Annotated in this window: 18 protein-coding genes; 15 read left to right on the top strand and 3 right to left on the bottom strand. The window is 45.8% G+C overall.

Annotated elements, in window-relative coordinates:
• The first annotated feature begins 30 nt into the window (after nucleotides 1–30).
• The 3 genes from B3G15_RS15550 (at nucleotide 31) to B3G15_RS15560 (ending at nucleotide 1,655) form a co-directional block, all read left to right on the top strand.
• Nucleotides 31–711: a hypothetical protein gene (locus B3G15_RS15550; RefSeq protein ID WP_197499318.1), complete on the top strand. Its 681-nt coding sequence runs from the start codon at nucleotides 31–33 to the stop codon at nucleotides 709–711.
• A gap of 6 nt (nucleotides 712–717) precedes the next feature.
• Nucleotides 718–1,104 carry a hypothetical protein gene (locus tag B3G15_RS15555; protein ID WP_156772503.1) on the top strand — a complete coding sequence of 129 codons (387 nt, stop codon included), beginning with the start codon at nucleotides 718–720 and terminating at the stop codon, nucleotides 1,102–1,104.
• 113 nt (nucleotides 1,105–1,217) lie between these two features.
• The gene (locus tag B3G15_RS15560) at nucleotides 1,218–1,655 is read left to right on the top strand and encodes a hypothetical protein (RefSeq protein ID WP_069940565.1); all 438 of its coding nucleotides are present in this window, start codon (nucleotides 1,218–1,220) and stop codon (nucleotides 1,653–1,655) included.
• Nucleotides 1,656–1,700: 45 nt separating this feature from the next.
• Here B3G15_RS15560 and B3G15_RS15565 read toward each other — a convergent pair whose 3' ends face one another.
• Entirely contained in the window at nucleotides 1,701–2,180 is a 480-nt protein-coding gene (locus tag B3G15_RS15565; protein WP_290722258.1) for a hypothetical protein, read from the bottom strand.
• 522 nt (nucleotides 2,181–2,702) lie between these two features.
• Here B3G15_RS15565 and B3G15_RS15570 point away from each other — a divergent pair.
• The 11 genes from B3G15_RS15570 to B3G15_RS15620 all read left to right on the top strand — a co-directional run bounded on the left by B3G15_RS15570 (nucleotide 2,703) and on the right by B3G15_RS15620 (nucleotide 13,996).
• Nucleotides 2,703–3,929 (top strand): MFS transporter, encoded by a 1,227-nt coding sequence (locus tag B3G15_RS15570; protein ID WP_069940563.1) that lies wholly within the window; start codon nucleotides 2,703–2,705, stop codon nucleotides 3,927–3,929.
• Between the two features lie 15 nt (nucleotides 3,930–3,944).
• On the top strand, nucleotides 3,945–4,466 hold the full coding sequence (locus tag B3G15_RS15575) for a GNAT family N-acetyltransferase (RefSeq protein WP_069940562.1): 522 nt from the start codon (nucleotides 3,945–3,947) through the stop codon (nucleotides 4,464–4,466).
• 210 nt (nucleotides 4,467–4,676) lie between these two features.
• Complete coding sequence (locus B3G15_RS15580) at nucleotides 4,677–8,405, top strand: ABC transporter permease (RefSeq protein WP_069940561.1); 3,729 nt, start codon at nucleotides 4,677–4,679, stop codon at nucleotides 8,403–8,405.
• Between the two features lie 141 nt (nucleotides 8,406–8,546).
• Nucleotides 8,547–9,461: a DMT family transporter gene (locus B3G15_RS15585; RefSeq protein ID WP_069940560.1), complete on the top strand. Its 915-nt coding sequence runs from the start codon at nucleotides 8,547–8,549 to the stop codon at nucleotides 9,459–9,461.
• A 259-nt stretch (nucleotides 9,462–9,720) separates the two neighbouring features.
• Entirely contained in the window at nucleotides 9,721–10,125 is a 405-nt protein-coding gene (locus tag B3G15_RS15590) for a hypothetical protein (RefSeq protein ID WP_231925613.1), read from the top strand.
• A 33-nt stretch (nucleotides 10,126–10,158) separates the two neighbouring features.
• Nucleotides 10,159–10,440: a hypothetical protein gene (locus B3G15_RS15595; RefSeq protein ID WP_083254792.1), complete on the top strand. Its 282-nt coding sequence runs from the start codon at nucleotides 10,159–10,161 to the stop codon at nucleotides 10,438–10,440.
• Nucleotides 10,441–10,458: 18 nt separating this feature from the next.
• Entirely contained in the window at nucleotides 10,459–10,797 is a 339-nt protein-coding gene (locus B3G15_RS15600; protein WP_069940557.1) for a hypothetical protein, read from the top strand.
• A 37-nt stretch (nucleotides 10,798–10,834) separates the two neighbouring features.
• Nucleotides 10,835–12,010 (top strand): hypothetical protein, encoded by a 1,176-nt coding sequence (locus B3G15_RS15605; protein WP_290722264.1) that lies wholly within the window; start codon nucleotides 10,835–10,837, stop codon nucleotides 12,008–12,010.
• A gap of 210 nt (nucleotides 12,011–12,220) precedes the next feature.
• Nucleotides 12,221–12,673, top strand: a complete 453-nt coding sequence (locus B3G15_RS15610; protein WP_069940555.1) for a GNAT family N-acetyltransferase — start codon at nucleotides 12,221–12,223, stop codon at nucleotides 12,671–12,673.
• 163 nt (nucleotides 12,674–12,836) lie between these two features.
• Nucleotides 12,837–13,190: a hypothetical protein gene (locus B3G15_RS15615; RefSeq protein WP_069940554.1), complete on the top strand. Its 354-nt coding sequence runs from the start codon at nucleotides 12,837–12,839 to the stop codon at nucleotides 13,188–13,190.
• Between the two features lie 479 nt (nucleotides 13,191–13,669).
• Entirely contained in the window at nucleotides 13,670–13,996 is a 327-nt protein-coding gene (locus B3G15_RS15620; RefSeq protein WP_069940553.1) for a hypothetical protein, read from the top strand.
• A 382-nt stretch (nucleotides 13,997–14,378) separates the two neighbouring features.
• Here the strand turns inward: B3G15_RS15620 and B3G15_RS15625 are convergent, their stop codons facing one another.
• Both B3G15_RS15625 and B3G15_RS15630 read right to left on the bottom strand, forming a co-directional pair.
• Nucleotides 14,379–15,131, bottom strand: a complete 753-nt coding sequence (locus B3G15_RS15625; RefSeq protein ID WP_069940552.1) for a collagenase — start codon at nucleotides 15,129–15,131, stop codon at nucleotides 14,379–14,381.
• 92 nt (nucleotides 15,132–15,223) lie between these two features.
• Nucleotides 15,224–16,141, bottom strand: a complete 918-nt coding sequence (locus B3G15_RS15630; RefSeq protein ID WP_069940551.1) for an NAD(P)-dependent alcohol dehydrogenase — start codon at nucleotides 16,139–16,141, stop codon at nucleotides 15,224–15,226.
• A gap of 188 nt (nucleotides 16,142–16,329) precedes the next feature.
• Here B3G15_RS15630 and B3G15_RS15635 point away from each other — a divergent pair, with 188 nt between their 5' ends.
• A complete protein-coding gene (locus B3G15_RS15635) occupies nucleotides 16,330–16,629 on the top strand; it encodes a hypothetical protein (protein WP_069940550.1) in 300 nt (99 codons plus the stop codon).
• Nucleotides 16,630–16,676: the final 47 nt, after the last annotated feature.

Genomic DNA, 16,676 nt, shown 5'->3' on the forward strand with positions numbered 1-16,676 from the left:
GGGACGAATTCACGTCTGGAGGAACAATGTATGAAAAAACGACTGCTCTTTATAGGGACATTAGCAACCATCACGGTACTGGGTATTACCTGGTCGAGATGCGGCGCAGATCCCGTCATGAAAGACAACTATCAACCTATCCTAAAAGATACGATGTATCGAGGACAGGTCGCTTGGCCACTTGAAACGCGCGATCGTTCGATTGCCGGCGAAGCAAGCGGTGTCGCTGTTGCTCCGAACGGTGACGTCTACTATTTACACCGGGGTAGTAATTTATACGGCGATGACACCTACATCAAAGAACCGACATTGATCGTGCTCGACGGAAAGACGATGCAGGTGAAGAAGCGGTTAGGCGCCGGTCTGTTCAAGTCACCGCACGGTCTTGAAGTCGATGACCAAAACAATATCTGGATTACCGACATCAGTCTGAACCAAGTCTTCAAGCTCGATGCGTCCGGCAAAGTCTTGCAAACGTTCGGAAACGCATATGGTCCGTTCACGGAAGTCGGTCTGCGTATCCGAAACGTCTTGCCAAGCATCCCGCTACAGCTGGATGAAAAGACGTTCGCTCGTCCGACAGACGTCACCGTTTTCAAGGACGGCTCGTTCGCCGTATCTGACGGCTACCGGAATAGTCGCATCGTCATGTTCAATCCAAAAGGAGCAGTCAAATGGGAAGTCAATGAACTCGGCAAACAAGACGGATAGTTCAATCTGCCGCATGGGATCAGTAGCGACGATGAGATGAATCTCTATGTGGCGGACCGGGACAACGCCCGAGTTCAAGTCTTTAATCGAAACGGCAAACACATCAATACGTGGTCGTCAAAAGAACTCGGTCGACCGTACGGGATCGAAGTCGGTGCGAACGGTAAAGTCTACGTCGCCGATGGCGGAAACTATTTAAATGGACAAAAAAAGAACGCGCAAAGCCAAATCGTCATCTTGAACAAACAAGGAAAGATTGAGAAACGATTCGGTGCGTGGGGCAAAGAAGCGGGACAACTCCGGATTGCGCACGACATCGCGGTCGGTTCGGATGGAACGATTTATGTCGCGGAGTTGTTGAACAAACGATTGCAGCTGTTTTCTGAAAAATAATAGGGAACGGAAGTATTTCGAAATTTAAGAAATGAATATCCTTTTTTTCAAAGACACCTCAACTTATTTCGATTTATTTTGGTAAAATAAAGAAAATCCATCGGGGGTGTCTCATGAAACGTGGTCTAACATTAGCCGTTCTACTGGTCCTCGTCGTTTGCGTCATCGTTTTCGAACCGTTCCGTGGTGCGCCACCGAATCCCGAAATCGAGGCAAAAGGAAAGGATGTTCCGACCGTCCAAGGATCTTATTGCTGGGACAGCTTGCTCCGCAGTCAATGTGTCGATAAGACGTACCGTGACGGTCTTGACCTAGCAAAAGGGAAAACGCCAGTTACCATCTCCGCTGGGGCACCCGTCCGTGTCGAATTATCTGGTGATCTTAAAAGCGTAAAACTATCACAGTGGGACGATCAAAAACAGGAATCCCCTGTCGCTTTGAAAAAAGATCAGTTCAACGCCCCGACAGAACCTGGCCTCTATGCGTACGAACTAAACTCGCGCTGGGAACAAGGAGACGGACAATTCGGATTCTTATTGAAAGTGCAGTAAAACAATAACCCCACTGTCGTCTCATGACTTCAGTGGGGTTTGCTGTCATCCGGTTTGACGATACAGTTGCAAAATTCCGAAGACGGTCAAGATGAGATAGCCTGTTCCGATGAACAGAAAGACTGGGCGAATCAATTGATCCTTCGGTTGACGCGTAATGCCTTCGAAGAAACAACTGATGATGAAACCGAGAACGAGGATTCCGCTATACATGGAAAGGAAGATGACGAGAAGACCAATGAGACTCGGATTCGTCAACGAAGGTGCTAACCATATGAGACCACCGACTAATACGGCAAGTACAACTGTCCCCATTACGATTCCGATAAGTGGATGGATCGTATTTAGTCGATGGATCACATCATGACGTTTGACGAAACGCTCCACTAGAATCATCGCTGATAGACAGGTCAGTAAAAATAAGATTAAGAAATAGATTGCTTGCTCGACTGGACGGAACGTCGTGAAAAAGACAGCTTCGGTTAGAAAAAGGAGTGGAGATATGAAAAAAATCAAACGTTTCATTTCTTTCCCTCCTTTCGTACGACTTTCTTGAAAGTGAACGTGTGACCATGACAATGTATCATACAACCTGTTACATCTTTTACCATTTAGGTCGCTTTTTCTAATTCTGATTTCTATGTATCATTTTCAACAATTGTAAAAAATTGATAAAATTCTTTACGGTTTCATTCTGTATATGCTAGGATGAGACAAATCATATGAATTAAACGCGTCGAAGAGAACAGTACGTCATCTCGGCTTTTCCTAGAGAGCTCCGATTGGTGGAAAGGAGCATCAGCCATTGACCGAACCAAGCCTCTGAGCAGCACGGTGGAACCGAATCGGGGATATCGTGACGGGTGCTCCCGTTATCGAGCTCAGGTATTTGCCGTTTGAAAACGGTCGTACCGATGAAGGCGATACCGGTGACGGTCTCGCGAACAGGGGTGGCACCACGACACGCACAGTCTCGTCCCCAAGACCAACGTCTTGGAGGTGGGATTTTTTTGTTGGCTTAAAAAACAATAAAAAGGAGTGTGTCATATGTCGAATTGGAAATACCCTGGATTGCTATTACTTGGTGTCGGTGTCTCGAACATCGGCGCTTGGGTCTACTTCATCGCCTTGAATTTAATTGTCCTTGAACGAACGGGATCAGCGTTCGCCGTCTCCGTTCTCTATATTCTGTTGCCGATCTCCGCGCTGTTGACGAGCCTCTGGTCCGGTAGTGTCGTCGATCGGATCAATCAGCGCCGCTTGCTCGTCATGCTTGACGTCTCGCGTGCCGGGCTCGTCTTTTCACTGACACTGATCGATTCACTGTATGTCCTCTATGCGCTCGTCTTTATCCTGAACATCGGCAACACACTGTTTGAGACATCGTCATTGATCTATATGACGAAGCTCGTCCCGGAGACGAGTCGCCAACGGTTCAATGCGTTGAAGAACTTTATTCAGTCAGCCGGCTTTATTCTCGGACCGTCGATTGCTGGATTCTTATTTTTGATTGGTTCCCCAGAAACAGCGATCATTCTGAATGCGGGAGCGTTGTTGTGTTCTGCTGCCTTACTGTCCGTCTTGCCCGACGTCCGTCAGGCAGAGACTCCAGCGACGTCCTTCTCACTCCAAGTGATTCTTGCGGACTGGAAAGAGACGCTTCAGTTTGCACGGACGCGGCGCTACGTCACGCTCGTCTACGCCTTCTATGCGCTGATGATCGTCCTGATGAGCGGACTTGATTCGCTCGAAGCCTCGTTTGCGACGATCGTTCTGCAACTGGATGAAAGCACGTATGGATTTCTCGTCAGTATCGCTGGAATCGGCATCATCTGTGGTTCTGCCGTCAATGCGATCTTCACGCATCGCTTGTCGCTCCGCTTCTTGATTCAATTCGGAGCACTGATGACACCGATCGGTTATGTGATCTTTGCCACAGCGACGTCATTCCTGACGGCAGCGACCGGCTTTTTCTTGCTGACGTTCGCCCTTGCGTTTGCGAACACCGGCTTCATGACGTTCGCTCAAACGCACATTCCGGTCGAAACGATGGGACGATTCCTCAGTAGCATCCACGTCGTACAGTCAGCTGGTGTCATTCTCTTGACGGCGTTGATTGGTTTCTATGCGGAGACCTCAATCCGCTTGACGTATACCGTCGCTGCAGTCAGCTTTCTATTGATCGGTGGATGGATTGTTTGGATCGTCCAGGATCGAACGAAACGTCATCATTTTACGACGGAAACAGACGAAACGATCAAGCTTTCGTCATGAGAAAGGAAGATATTCATGCACCTGACCGCAAAACGAATTTTCCTCCGTCCGCTTGACGTGACCGATGCGCACGTCTTATTCGAACAAACTGAGGACGAGACATTACGTTTCCTGACTGGTACGACAGCAACGTTTTCGCTCGAGCAGATCGAACGACACATTCTTTCGATCCAAGCTGATCCATCGCGCTTCGATTTCGCAATCTGTTTGAATTCCGGTGAAATAATTGGTGAGTGTTCCATTTTAGACATTGAGGCAGAGTTGAAACAAGCGGGCTTTCGTATTTCGATGCGCGCCCTCCCCTGGACCGGTCAAGGATACGGGACAGAGGCGATCGCGTGTATCATCCGCTTTTGTTTCGAGGAACTTCGACTTCATCACCTTGAACTTGAAGTGTTTTCGCATAATGAGCGAGCCATCGCTTCGTATAAAAAAGTTGGCTTTGACGTCGTAGAAACGATTCCTGATGCTGTATCCTATGAAGGGCGTTCGTTCGACGAAATCATCATGCGGAAATGTAATCCGCTCTATGCTTAAAAGAATCAATCCTGATGTAGCACCTCCTTCGTGAGGTGCTTTTTCTAATCTATTAAAAACGAACATACCTAATCAACAGATTTTTTAGTCAATTCACTATTATTTGTATATAATGGAAAAATAAAAAGAAATATATGGATATGTACATAAGTGATAAGGAGGTCATATTACACAATTTTCTTCAAATCAAACGAAAGCGAGGGATAGTACATGCTGAGATTCATCTGGAATTCATGGTGGCGCAATAAGGAGCGTTTCATCTTGCTCCTCGTCGGCGTCCTGATCGTCAGTACCGGACTGAGTTACTTGATCGGTACGACGCAAGCGAACAACGGAACGGTCGTCGATGAACTGCAAAAACGCTGGGGATCGTCGTACGATATCGTCGTCCGTCCGGAAGGCAGCCGGAGCGTGACGGAAGACTTGAACCTGCTCGAACCGAACTATATGAGCGGACTCGACGGTGGGATTTCCCGCAAGCAGTACGAGACGATCAAGCAGATTGCTGACGTAGAAGTCGCAGCACCGATTGCGATGATTGGGAACTACAATACGAATGCTGAAACGGATACCTATAATTTCAAAGAACCGGGCATTTACAAAATTTCGTTTACGGATATGCAAGATACTGGGCTAAAGAAAGAAACAGAATCTTATTCATTCTTTGCCGGAGCCGGTTGGTTCCCTCCTGAGAGTGACGGATTGAATCGAGATGTTTCACCGCAAGAATTAGGCGAGTTTCCTATCTACGGTTACGGGAGCGCAGTGATGCTTGCCGGGATTGATCCGGAAGCTGAAGCACAACTCGTTGGACTCGATCAGGCAACCAAAAAGGCTACGCATAGTCGTTATTTCACGAAGGACGATGTCGTGAACGATTATGGTGACGGTGTTTGGGACATCCCATTGATCATGAACAGTCAGGAATACGTCAATGCTTCGCGGACCTATCGCTACGAGAAAGTCGATATCCCGCTCGTCAAAGATTCAATGGTTGAAACGGTGCGCAGTATCATGAAAAAAGGTGGCGAATCCTATCTCAAGACGCTTCCTGTTAAAGATACGAAGGAATACTATATTTCGACAGAGCAAGCATCAAAGCAACTTATTAAGAACATTCTCGAAGATAAGGTTCCGGAAAAAGCAAGTGGTAGCTTTGACTGGATGTTTTTAAAGCCATCGTCTGTCGAGTATCAAACGATTGCTAGTCCCTTTGCCAAACGTTGGCCGTTCACCTATCAAGTAACACCTCAAGAGGTCGATAAGGACGCCCTCATTTCAAAACGATCGATGTACCGAAAAGCGCGTATCTTCGGTGATGGTACGGGTAACCTAGACAAAGTACCAAAAATGCATTTGAACTATATTGGTGTCTTTGATCCGAAAAAATTGAACATCTCGAAGGATCCGTTGACGGAACTACCGATGGAGACCTACTTCCCGGCGAAAGCCCAATGGGTCATGGATAAGAATGAAAAACCGGTCAATCCAGTCCGAGAAGTCAAGCCGACGAACGATCCGTATGACTTCTTGACGAAACCACCATCGATGCTGACGACGCTTGACGCCGCCTTTAAGTTACGTGGTGATAAAGCGATTTCTGCTATTCGTGTCAACGTCAAAGGTGTCGAGACGATGAACGCGACGAGTGAGAAGAAGTTGAAAGCTGTCGCTCAAGAGATCGAGGACAAGACCGGTTTAATCACCGACGTCACGCTTGGTTCCTCGCCACAACTTGCACTGACTTACCTCCCTGGATTAAAAGGTGAATCGGCACTCGGTTGGATCCAGCAACCGTGGATCAAACTCGGTTCATCGATGGCCATCTTCCAAGAAGCGAAAGTCGGAATGAGCGGTATCATCGCCAGTGTCATCGCTGTTGCGCTCGTCTATGTCTTCAGTTCAAACATCATCTTACTCTATGCCCGCAAGAAGGAATTCGCGATCTTACTGTCGCTCGGTTGGCGTCCACGTCAGCTTTCGAAGCTTCTGTTCCTGGAAGCGACACTACTCGGCACACTCGTCGCCTTGATCTCTTGGACGATCCTCGGTTCGTTCTGGCTGACGACGGATCATCCGATTGCCTTATCACGGATCATCTTGATTGGACTTGCTGGTCTATTGATTTACTGGGGCGGTACGCTCGTCCCGATGACGCTCATCCGCCGGATTCAGCCGTTCGAAAGTATGCGTTCTGGTGAAGTCTCCAAAGGTCGTCGCTTCGTCCGGGCACAAAGTGTCCTTGGGATGAGCATCAACCAACTTGCAACGTATTGGCAACGGACGATCCTCTCGACAATCGCGATCGCCTTGCCGACGAGTCTGTTCATTTTCTTCCTATTCATCACCTTCCGACTGAAAGGTGTCTTGTATGCGACATGGCTCGGCGAATACGTTGCCCTCGAAGTCGGCACGATGCATTATGTTGCGATGGGTGTCGCTTTACTTATCGCCATCCTGACGACGACGGAGATCATGTGGCAAAACGTCAACGAACGAAAGAGTCAACTTGCCGTCTTGAAGGCAACTGGTTGGCGGAACGGTCAAATCCGGACGCTCGTCTTAAGTGAAGGATTGATGACGGGACTGTTCGCTGGAATCATCGGTTTGCTCATTGCACTCGCGATGATCGGCTTCGTCTATAACCAGTTCCCAACAGGTGAGCTTGGTTTCTTGAGTGTCATGTTGTTGATTCCTGCCATCACGGGAGTTCTCGGTGCCCTCTTACCCGCTCAACGCGCCGTCAGCATTACACCAAATGCTGCGATTGGAAGTGTCGCAACGAATACGAAAGCGACGGAACGACGTTTCCGACTCGCCTTATCCGCAGTTGGTGGTGCCCTTGTCGTTGGTGTCGCTTCCCTGTTCTTCTTTGCTACGACAGAAGAAGGTCCTACGTCCACGAAACCGGTACAAACAGCTGCACCAACGGTCAAGACGACAGGAACGAAATTGGCAGATGTAAAAGACAAGAAAAAGAAAGCGTCCTCTACGAAAAAAGTCAATTCGAGCAAGCTCGATCAACTAATGGATCGTGGAGTCGTTCAAACCTATCCGGGAGATCCTAAAACAAAAAGCAATATTTTCCATGTTGATAAACTTCTCCTATCTCCTCCAAAGGAGTTGAAATTACCAACTCTTGATGATGAACAATATGTTACCGTTCCCGTCATCCTTGAGAACTACAAGGATAAAGACGCAGATGGCGGATATGGTATTTATAAGCCAAATCTATTCACGTTAGAGGATACAAGCGGTAATGTATACGAAGCTGTCGATTATGAGAACCGGAACCCAGACGCTTGGAAGGACGGCTATCGCTATTTCCCACCTTTCGTTTCTCGCGTCGATCTTGTGTTCCGTGTTCCAAGTGATAAAAATACGTATGTTCTTCTCGCGACAAGCGAAGCCATTGCGAAGCCGACGACCGTCAAAATCGAAGTCGATGCTGTTAATGCTGCATCAACCAACGTGAAGACCGGACAAAAGAAACAGTCAAAGAAAAAGAATACAGACGCCATCGAAGAACTGATGAATAAAGGTGGTCTTCAGACTTATGCTGGTGATAAGAATTTAATGAAACAACGTGGGTTCATGGTCAGTTCGGCGAAACGTGTTCCACTGAAGAATCTTCCGAAAAATAAACAAGCCGTATCTGTCAGACTTGAGATGCAGGTAAAGGGTGAAGATTCAGCTGACTCTTATATTGACTATAAACCCTCTTCTTTCCCATTGATTGATCGTCACAAGAAAAGCTACATGCCAGAAGAAACGATCAATCTGAACAAAAAAGCCTATTCAGAAAGCTTAGGTTATTACGCTCCGTTACACTCAAAAATTGATGTCATCTACATCGTACCGAAAAATGAAAATACCTTCGTCATGAACGTAAAAACAGGATTCACTGGTTTTCTCTACACCGTTAAAATCAAATTATGATTACTACTTAATCACTGGCTGTCATATGACGGTCAGTGATTTTTCTATTTATACCGAAATTAATTTCTTAACGTTTTACTTTTGGTAAGATGAAATACAGGAAAAGATTTGGAAATGAAAATACGTAAACGAGGATTAACCATGACATATTTCATGTATCTATTTTGTTTGATCGTCTGGGGACTGAATTTCATTGCTGTCAAAATCCAAGGAACACCTGTCGCCTTGGAAGTATCCCTGACCTATCGATTAGCGATGACCGCTGTTCTTTTCATTCTATTTGTGTTATTCGTTAAACGAACGAACAAACCTACCGCGTCGGACATGCCTTTCATCGTCGTATTTGGTGTCTGTAACTTCGCTCTGAGTTACTTATGTCTCTATTACGCGACGATGTTAAGCTCTGCCGCCATCGTGACGTTGATTTTCTCACTCAAGGTCATTCTGACACCAATTGCTCTGCGCTTGTTTTTAAAAGAGACCCTCCATGCGCGCGTTTGGATTGGCGGATGTTTTGGTATCATCGGCGTCGGTGTCCTGATTGTTCCGAGTCTAAGCAGCATCCATGGACTGACCGATTTAAAAGGTGTCTTGATTGCCTTGGTCGGCACGCTATTGACTTCAGTGGGTGACGCCAGTTCAGCGCGGAACGCCAATCAACGAATCAACCCGGTTAATGCCAACGCGATCGGATTTTCTGTCGCGAGTCTACTGATGGGCGCTATCGTCTGGTTCCAAGGAACACCGCTTACGCTCCCGACAACCGTCACCTATCTTTCTGCTTTACTGTATTTAACCGTGATTGCATCATTTCTCGCATGGCTGTTTTACCTGAAACTCGTCGAACGGATCGGTGGTGCGAAGAGCGGCTATATGGTGGCGCTCTTCCCCGTCATCGGCGGAATCGCATCCGTCATGATCGGCGAATCCACACCCTCTCTGTATTTACTCTTCGGCTGCTTATCGAGTTGTCTTGGAGCTGCCATTGCTTTAGGAATTGGTGTATCGCGTCAACGAAGAAACGCCATACCGGATACGGCGGACAAGATTGGTTAAATCAAATCAGTCTGTACAGTCGACCATCAAAAGGACAGAGGTTCAGCGAATTCGCTCATGAACCACTGTCCTTCTTTTCAATTTAAAGAATGAGTCAATAATATCAGACTATCCCGAAACTCCATCCACCAGTAGAAGGGATTCAATTGTTTCTTGTGGAAAAATATGCTAGATGTAATCGATCTATACATTTTTCGAGACTGATTTTTAAGGGGGTGCTCCTATTCTGAAATACATTTTGATCAGTTGTTTAATCGCTATGATTGCTTTTTTCATCTATTTTGAACCGTTTCGGATCGAACCATATGACCCAGACGTCGAAGTAAACGGTAAAGCGATTCCGACTGTCCAAGGCTCTTATTGCTGGTCCAGTTTGTTCAGTGCTCAATGTGCGGACATGATCTATGTGGATGCTTTACACATGACTGAAAAAAGTAAGCCTATCATCGTCTCACCCTCTGACAAAATTCACCTCTCGTTCGATCGTAAACCCGATATGCTTCAAGTCGTACGCTGGGATTCAAAAACAAAAAGTAAACAGGTTGCTTTAAAAAACGATACTCTCATCGCACCGTCCGCTCAAGGATCGTATACCTATGAGATTCAGGCGCGGTGGAACGATCACGGCGACGGGCTGTCCGCCTTCTTGATTCAAGTCCGATAATACCCATCCCATTCAAACAGGAGATGAATGACCGTGCGAAAAGGTTTTCGACTTTGGCTTCCCTTGCTTTCACTTGCCGTCTGTCTGTTCAATGTCTTCGGCTACGACGACAAAAATATCTTGTTGTTTCTGACGAGCCCTGTCTTTTGGCTTCTTGAATCACGATCCTTTCTTGGAACATGGCTGGATTCGTTCCATGTCCCGCTGTTCCTGATCTACATCCTGACCTTGATCAGTTGGTTCTTGATCGGGTTACTGATCGATATCATTCTTTCTGTTTTGATGAGACGGTCGTCTAGAAGCATCCATGATTAACTGAGGAGGAGAATACATATGGGACCTACCAATGACATGTGGGTGTGGATATTGACCTATGCTTTCTTTTTCATCACGCTTATCAGTGCGATCTTCGTCGCAATCAAGCAACCAGCCTTGAGAAAAGCATCGATTCGAGCGATGTTAGCGATGCTTTTCATGTATGCATTATTCATTTGGAACTCCTTGTACCGTCTTGACATCACAGAATTCAGACATTTTTACGAAGGAGTGACGACACTGCGACCGTGGGCATGGATGTGTGTCTTCTTGTTCGCCTACACATTAAAGTGGTGGTATCTCGTGTTTCTTCATACCCGTCGTCCGAGTCCCTCTTCACATGAGGTACAGCAATGACTTACGTTTTCGAAAACCTTCGAAGGAGCTATTTGATATGAAATTACATCGATTCGCATCTGTCTTTTGTCTCTCGACTGTCGTTTGGGCGACAGCGGGTTGTACCATGATGGAAGAACAAGCAACACCGCGTATAGCACAAAAAAATAGCGCGTCACCTGAACAAGTAAACACTTCCTCCAAAAAAGCAGAGACCGATACAAAGAACCAATCCCCCATCGAATTAGAAAAACAATCGGAGCGCATCACGTTAGGTCAAACGAAAACGTTCGACCTTTCTTCTTTACTGAGCAAACACCGTGTCTCGATTGATCCGCAGTATTTCTATCAAAACCAGATCTTCTACTTTGACCTACAAGAAAATAAGAGTGTCATCTATACATACGATACGAAACGACAGCACAACAAAATCGTCCATGCGACGAAGAATGCAATCCCGATGATGACGGGTACAGGTGCGTTTTTACTATGGGTCGAAACAGAACAGCCGACAAAGACAGGTGTGAAATGGTCGATTCGTCAACTAAATATCACGACGAATCAAGTGAAAACACTTGATACAGGAGAAAGTCGCTTTGATACATCCCCTCCGAGAATCGATGTCACGTCAACTCGCGCGTCCTGGATCACACAAGAAGCGACTGCACAAAAAACGGTTTCCACGTTAAAGTCGTATTCGTTAAAAACCGGAAAGATCACACCACTCCAGTCCTTCATCTTAAAAACAGGAAAGGCACGAGACGGTCTATTCACATACGAGCACCGCGATAGCGATGACGGCGTAACCTTATACACGTCTCATTTTAACAACGGAAAGAACGTCCGTGTGCTTGAGACGCTGGATCGTGCCTACAAAAAAGAAATATCCGGATTAATTGATTTCAGTCGCAGCGGTACCTATCTCGCTCTTGGAACAGAAGGCGACGCCATGTTCCAACCCATCGGATTGGACGAACAGACGCTGAACTATTCCGCTTCCAGTGCCCAGACGACAATCGACGGCATTCAGTTCCTCTCAAATACACAAGTCGTCTTCCGCGAAGGCATCCATCAGTTGATGTATGCAAACTTAAAAGCGAAGACCGTCGCTCCTTTAACGGACTTTGAAGAGTTGGTATCCCCTCCTCTACTGCAAGATGGGGAAATCATTTACTCCATCACGAACGGAAAAAAATCTGCGTTGCATGTCGTAAAGCTTCTCCCGTCTAATTAAACGATCATGATCTTAATCTAACGAAAGAAAGTCGTTTTCCGGTACTCTGTACGGATGACGACTTTCTTTCTTACATGCTCTTTTGTACTCTTAAGAAGAATAGAGGCTAACAAGTTCTTTCATAACGCTTCTACATCAGCTATTGAGGCAGCAGAGTGAAACTAAAGTCTAAGACAAACGTATCTCAATCGATCCGTGAGGAGAATGAATATGAACATCCGACAATTGTCCGTCCATGAAGATCCACCGATGGAGCTTTTGCTAGCAGCAGACCCGTCTCAGAAGTTAGTCAAAAGCTATGTAAAAAGAGGTTATTGTTTTGTCGCTGAAAGGAATGAGCAATGGATTGGTGTATATGTACTTCTTCCGACAAGACCCCAAACGATTGAAATCGTAAATATCGCAGTGGACGAGTTGTATCAAGGAAAAGGTGTCGGAAAAAATCTTTTACGACATGCGATTCGCACAGCGAAAACACTGGGCTATATGACCATTGAAATCGGAACAGGCAATTCAAGCATTGGACAGCTAGCACTTTACCAAAAATGTGGATTCCGAATTGTTGGAGTCGATCTGAACTTCTTCTTGAGACACTATGAAGAGGAGATCATCGAAAACGGAATCCGTTGCATGGATATGATTCGGTTATCCCAAGACATATAAGAATTTCAGCATTCTTTTCGAAAAGTATATTCCGCTACTTCATAGTAAAACTCGAACGATTATGGATAAAACATCATTAGGCTATAAGCATTATATAGGATTGCAAAAAATGGATTCATACTCCATAATATGAACATACGTTCTTATTATAAGGAGGTCCACCATGCAACACCTTCAAAAAGAAATGACTCATCCGGTATCGTTATCTACTATGAATCCGCTTATTTATCTCTCCATCGATTCATCCGTTATTCTTCACAATGATTCTCCCGTTTCGACGACTTATAAAATGGAAGTCATGTTATTCATCGCTTTACGGGAGAGATTATCCTTAAAACTGCTTCCTCTCCATCACTCCGGTGGCGCTGCAGAACTTGTCTACATAGAAGAAGTCGACTTCGAGAGTCGGCAGTTGGCGCTCTTTCATATGAACGATTCGTCATTGTCCTATCATCACTACGTCGCAAACGATTACTTACTCTCCCAACAGCCTCAACTATTACTAAACTTGGTGTAAAACTAATAAAATTCATTTATATGACGCGTTCAGAACGTTCACATATGTTTTTTAATACTTTATATCTATCACTACATAATTTAAAGACACACTATCACTATTTTTAAGTCACCAAACAATCTTCCCACTTTCTTAACAAAAGGATGTTTTTATTCCTTTCTGAAACATTGTGATGAAAATCCAGGGTTCTAATTGGAATTAATTTTACAGATACATTACTTAATGGCATAATAATGGTAACCTTTTCATGAGGAGGAGATCCATTTGAAAAAACAACTTGCTTTTGCCGGTTCTTTTGCGCTCTCAGCTATCACGATCGTCATCATTCTTAAATTAGTTGGAGTCGATCTCTAAAGCAATCACTCAAATGATGTAGATTTTCAACTTAATGATTCAATCGCTGTTATGATGGATCGTCTTTCGATCATCTGTAACAGCTTTTCTAGGTTCAATGCTATGGAACGATCGGAAGTGATGAATTGAAAAAAATCGGAATGAACGTTTTGGTTTTTTCACTCCTATTAGGAGGACTGCTGTTTTACTTAGACGTCCGATACGATGAACGATTCGAGCAGCACGTCAGCACTAAGGTTGAGACTTATGTCGAGAAAAAATACGGTCCAGCTCGTGTCGTCTCACTCCACTCTGCTTATGACGACAAACACCGCGATAAGGAAAAACGCTATAAGATTGCTGTAAAAGTACAGGGGCAAGGACTTCAAAAAGAGGAATATTTCTTGTATCGTCTTCAAGACGACCGAGTCGTTGAGATGGGCACGACGACTAGTTTGCCGAAGCGAAACTAGAGTTCACGATGATAACTTGTTTCGCACTACATAACATGAAAAGTCAGCCGATTCCTTTTTACATGGAATCAGCTGACTTTTTTATTTAATCTGTTTTATGACTCCGAAATACCGTAAGCCAGTAACAGTAAATAGGACATCATGCAGAACGTAATGAGATGGATGCCGACGAATCCCCACTTGAGTATTCGATGCTTCGTTTTGTACCCTGTGTATACTCCGACTAACGGAACGATAAACAGAAGCAGGATATAGACAGTTCCAAACCCTTTCAGACTGACTCCGCTCTTCATCAGAAAAAATAAGAAACAAAAACAGATGAATGCAGCTAACGAAAAAATACTGTAACGATTCATAAGCCCTCCTCCACTACAAACACAGCTTAGCGTCTTACCGTCTGAAGATTAAAGTATTCCGATAGTGGCACGATCCGCCCCTGTTCATGCCAGTTCCGATATGCTTCAAAAACACGTAAGACGTCCCCGTCATATCGTTCCTCGATGAGATGGTGGATCGCGAGAAAGCTCCGCCAATAATCAAACATGATACTCGACAGACTACCGGCATAGGAGGCACTCCCAAATTGATCAATCGAGCGCGCTCCATACTCCTCCTGAAAGAGCTCGACCAGCTCTGTCTCGATTGTCGTAATTCGCTTGAATGCTTCGTCCGACAACAGGTGCTTCCGGGGCAGATACTCACACATTCCCTCTTCGAACCAGATCCCGTCTGCTCTCTCATCGTCGAATTCATCAACGAACAAATCCAAGTGATGCGTCAGTTCATGACCAGCAATCGTCAAGACGTGATCTTCCGCGAGTGTTTCGTAGAACGCTCGAATATGCGGTACGTCCTTCCCGTCGAGTTGAGACAAAAATAACGTCCGCCACTCTGCAACGTCTGGTGATATGTAGATCAAGTCCTTATTCGTAAATGCTGGAATCGGAATGTCCGAGAAGACGGTCGTCGCGAGTTCCGCTGACGTCCAAACGATTCCTTTCGGCACGTCGATCAGTTGATACGTCTCTTGTAAGATCGTTTGATACTCGTCTAACCGTGCTTGAAAGCGATACGTGACCGCTTCGTATTTGTCATAGTCCGTTTTTGTCTCAAACGCATGAATCTGTTTCATCATCGCTATATCCCCCATCCTTAAAATAGCCTATTTCATTTTAACATATATTGGATAAACATAAAAAAACCACCTGACCCAGGTGGTTCGATGAATCATTCGTTTGCTATTAACACGACGACGTTACCGAATTTTTGCCCGGTATCGACATAACGATGGGCTTCGACGATCTCATCAAGCGAGTAGATATGGTCGATGACGGCTTTAAATCGTCCAGCTTCAAACAGTTCATTTAAATAGTGTAGATCCTCTTTCCGTTCTCTCGCCACACCTTGCCCCGCGGCGGATGCAAAGGCACCGTTTTGTTTGACGTGCCGTTTCGCTTGCGTCTTATTGATCTTTCCGGACGCATCGAAGACGGCATCGTACTTCAGCAACAATCCATCGTAGCCGTCCTTTGTATAATCGATGACGTGATCGGCACCGAGCGCTTTGACCCGCTCCGCGTTTCGTCCACTACAGACAGCCGTCACCTGCAGCCCTTTTGCTTTGGCGATCTGAACGGCAGCCGTACCAACAGCACCCGACGCACCGTAAATTAAAATCGTCTTCATCTGATCGATTTGGAGTTTCCGGAAGAAATGGAGCGACGTCGTACCACCGAACGGGAGACAGACCGCTTCCGTGTACGATGCGTACTGCGGCATTTTTGCAATGCAACGTTTCTCAGGAACGCACGCATATTCGGCGTATCCACCGAAACCAAATCCGGTCAAGGCATGGACACGGTCTCCGACTTGAAACTGCTTGACGTCCTGACCGACTTCGACGACTTCACCGGCAAGAACAACGCCAAGAATTGGTTGTCTCGGTCGCTTAAAGCCAACAGCTAGGCGCATCGGAAGCTTCCCCAACAGCGGAACATCGAGCGAACGCATGCGACGATCTCCGGAATGGACGGCAGATGCATATACTTTAATCAGTAGATCGTTTGATTTTGGAACCGGGCGTGGTACCTCTGTGATGTGCAAGACGTCAGGGAATCCGTAGCGGGTACAGATGGCTGCCTTCATCGTATTTCCTCCTCTGATCGAGATGATGGTATTCCCTTAATCATACGCCGATTTCGATCCGAATTCCTGTTGTTTTGGAGTATGAAAGTTTTTTTAATTCGCATCAATCAGTATCGCAACTGGTAAAATTTATATAATAATAAGATTTCATTTAACCCTATTAACTGACGAAAGTAGGTGCCTGGTTCATGCCGACACGTCGGTGGCTTTTCGCTTTTATTCTATTCCTTAGTATGCCGCTTAGTGCCTGTACACACGAGAACGATACACATATCGTCGAGAAAGTTACAGGGGATACGTTATTCGTCGCTCCGAGTGAACAAAAGCCGGACGAGCAATATGCATTGACGGAGATTCGCATCACGCCGGACACGATCGTCTATGGCAAAACGGATAACACGGTTGCCATTCAGACGGGTGATACGATTCAAGTGACGTTTGAAAAGGATTCGATTGTCGCGACCGAGATCCGTCGAACAAAAGACTAAGAAAGAGGGGTTCTCCACGATAGTCCAAGTACTTCGCCACCTAAGCA

Source organism: Exiguobacterium sp. UBA1053 (assembly GCF_002316465.1).
GTDB lineage: Bacteria > Bacillota > Bacilli > Exiguobacteriales > Exiguobacteriaceae > Exiguobacterium_A > Exiguobacterium_A abrahamii.

Bases quoted from the DNA above. Each gene is read 5' to 3' on its own strand.
- B3G15_RS15550 (WP_197499318.1), top strand. From the start codon at position 31: ATGAAAAAACGACTGCTCTTTATAGGGACATTAGCAACCATCACGGTA.
- B3G15_RS15560 (WP_069940565.1), top strand. From the start codon at position 1,218: ATGAAACGTGGTCTAACATTAGCCGTTCTACTGGTCCTCGTCGTTTGC.
- B3G15_RS15565 (WP_290722258.1), bottom strand. From the start codon at position 2,180: ATGAAACGTTTGATTTTTTTCATATCTCCACTCCTTTTTCTAACCGAA.
- B3G15_RS15570 (WP_069940563.1), top strand. From the start codon at position 2,703: ATGTCGAATTGGAAATACCCTGGATTGCTATTACTTGGTGTCGGTGTC.
- B3G15_RS15575 (WP_069940562.1), top strand. From the start codon at position 3,945: ATGCACCTGACCGCAAAACGAATTTTCCTCCGTCCGCTTGACGTGACC.
- B3G15_RS15580 (WP_069940561.1), top strand. From the start codon at position 4,677: ATGCTGAGATTCATCTGGAATTCATGGTGGCGCAATAAGGAGCGTTTC.
- B3G15_RS15585 (WP_069940560.1), top strand. From the start codon at position 8,547: ATGACATATTTCATGTATCTATTTTGTTTGATCGTCTGGGGACTGAAT.
- B3G15_RS15590 (WP_231925613.1), top strand. From the start codon at position 9,721: ATGATTGCTTTTTTCATCTATTTTGAACCGTTTCGGATCGAACCATAT.
- B3G15_RS15600 (WP_069940557.1), top strand. From the start codon at position 10,459: ATGGGACCTACCAATGACATGTGGGTGTGGATATTGACCTATGCTTTC.
- B3G15_RS15605 (WP_290722264.1), top strand. From the start codon at position 10,835: ATGAAATTACATCGATTCGCATCTGTCTTTTGTCTCTCGACTGTCGTT.
- B3G15_RS15610 (WP_069940555.1), top strand. From the start codon at position 12,221: ATGAACATCCGACAATTGTCCGTCCATGAAGATCCACCGATGGAGCTT.
- B3G15_RS15615 (WP_069940554.1), top strand. From the start codon at position 12,837: ATGCAACACCTTCAAAAAGAAATGACTCATCCGGTATCGTTATCTACT.
- B3G15_RS15625 (WP_069940552.1), bottom strand. From the start codon at position 15,131: ATGATGAAACAGATTCATGCGTTTGAGACAAAAACGGACTATGACAAA.
- B3G15_RS15630 (WP_069940551.1), bottom strand. From the start codon at position 16,141: ATGAAGGCAGCCATCTGTACCCGCTACGGATTCCCTGACGTCTTGCAC.
- B3G15_RS15635 (WP_069940550.1), top strand. From the start codon at position 16,330: ATGCCGACACGTCGGTGGCTTTTCGCTTTTATTCTATTCCTTAGTATG.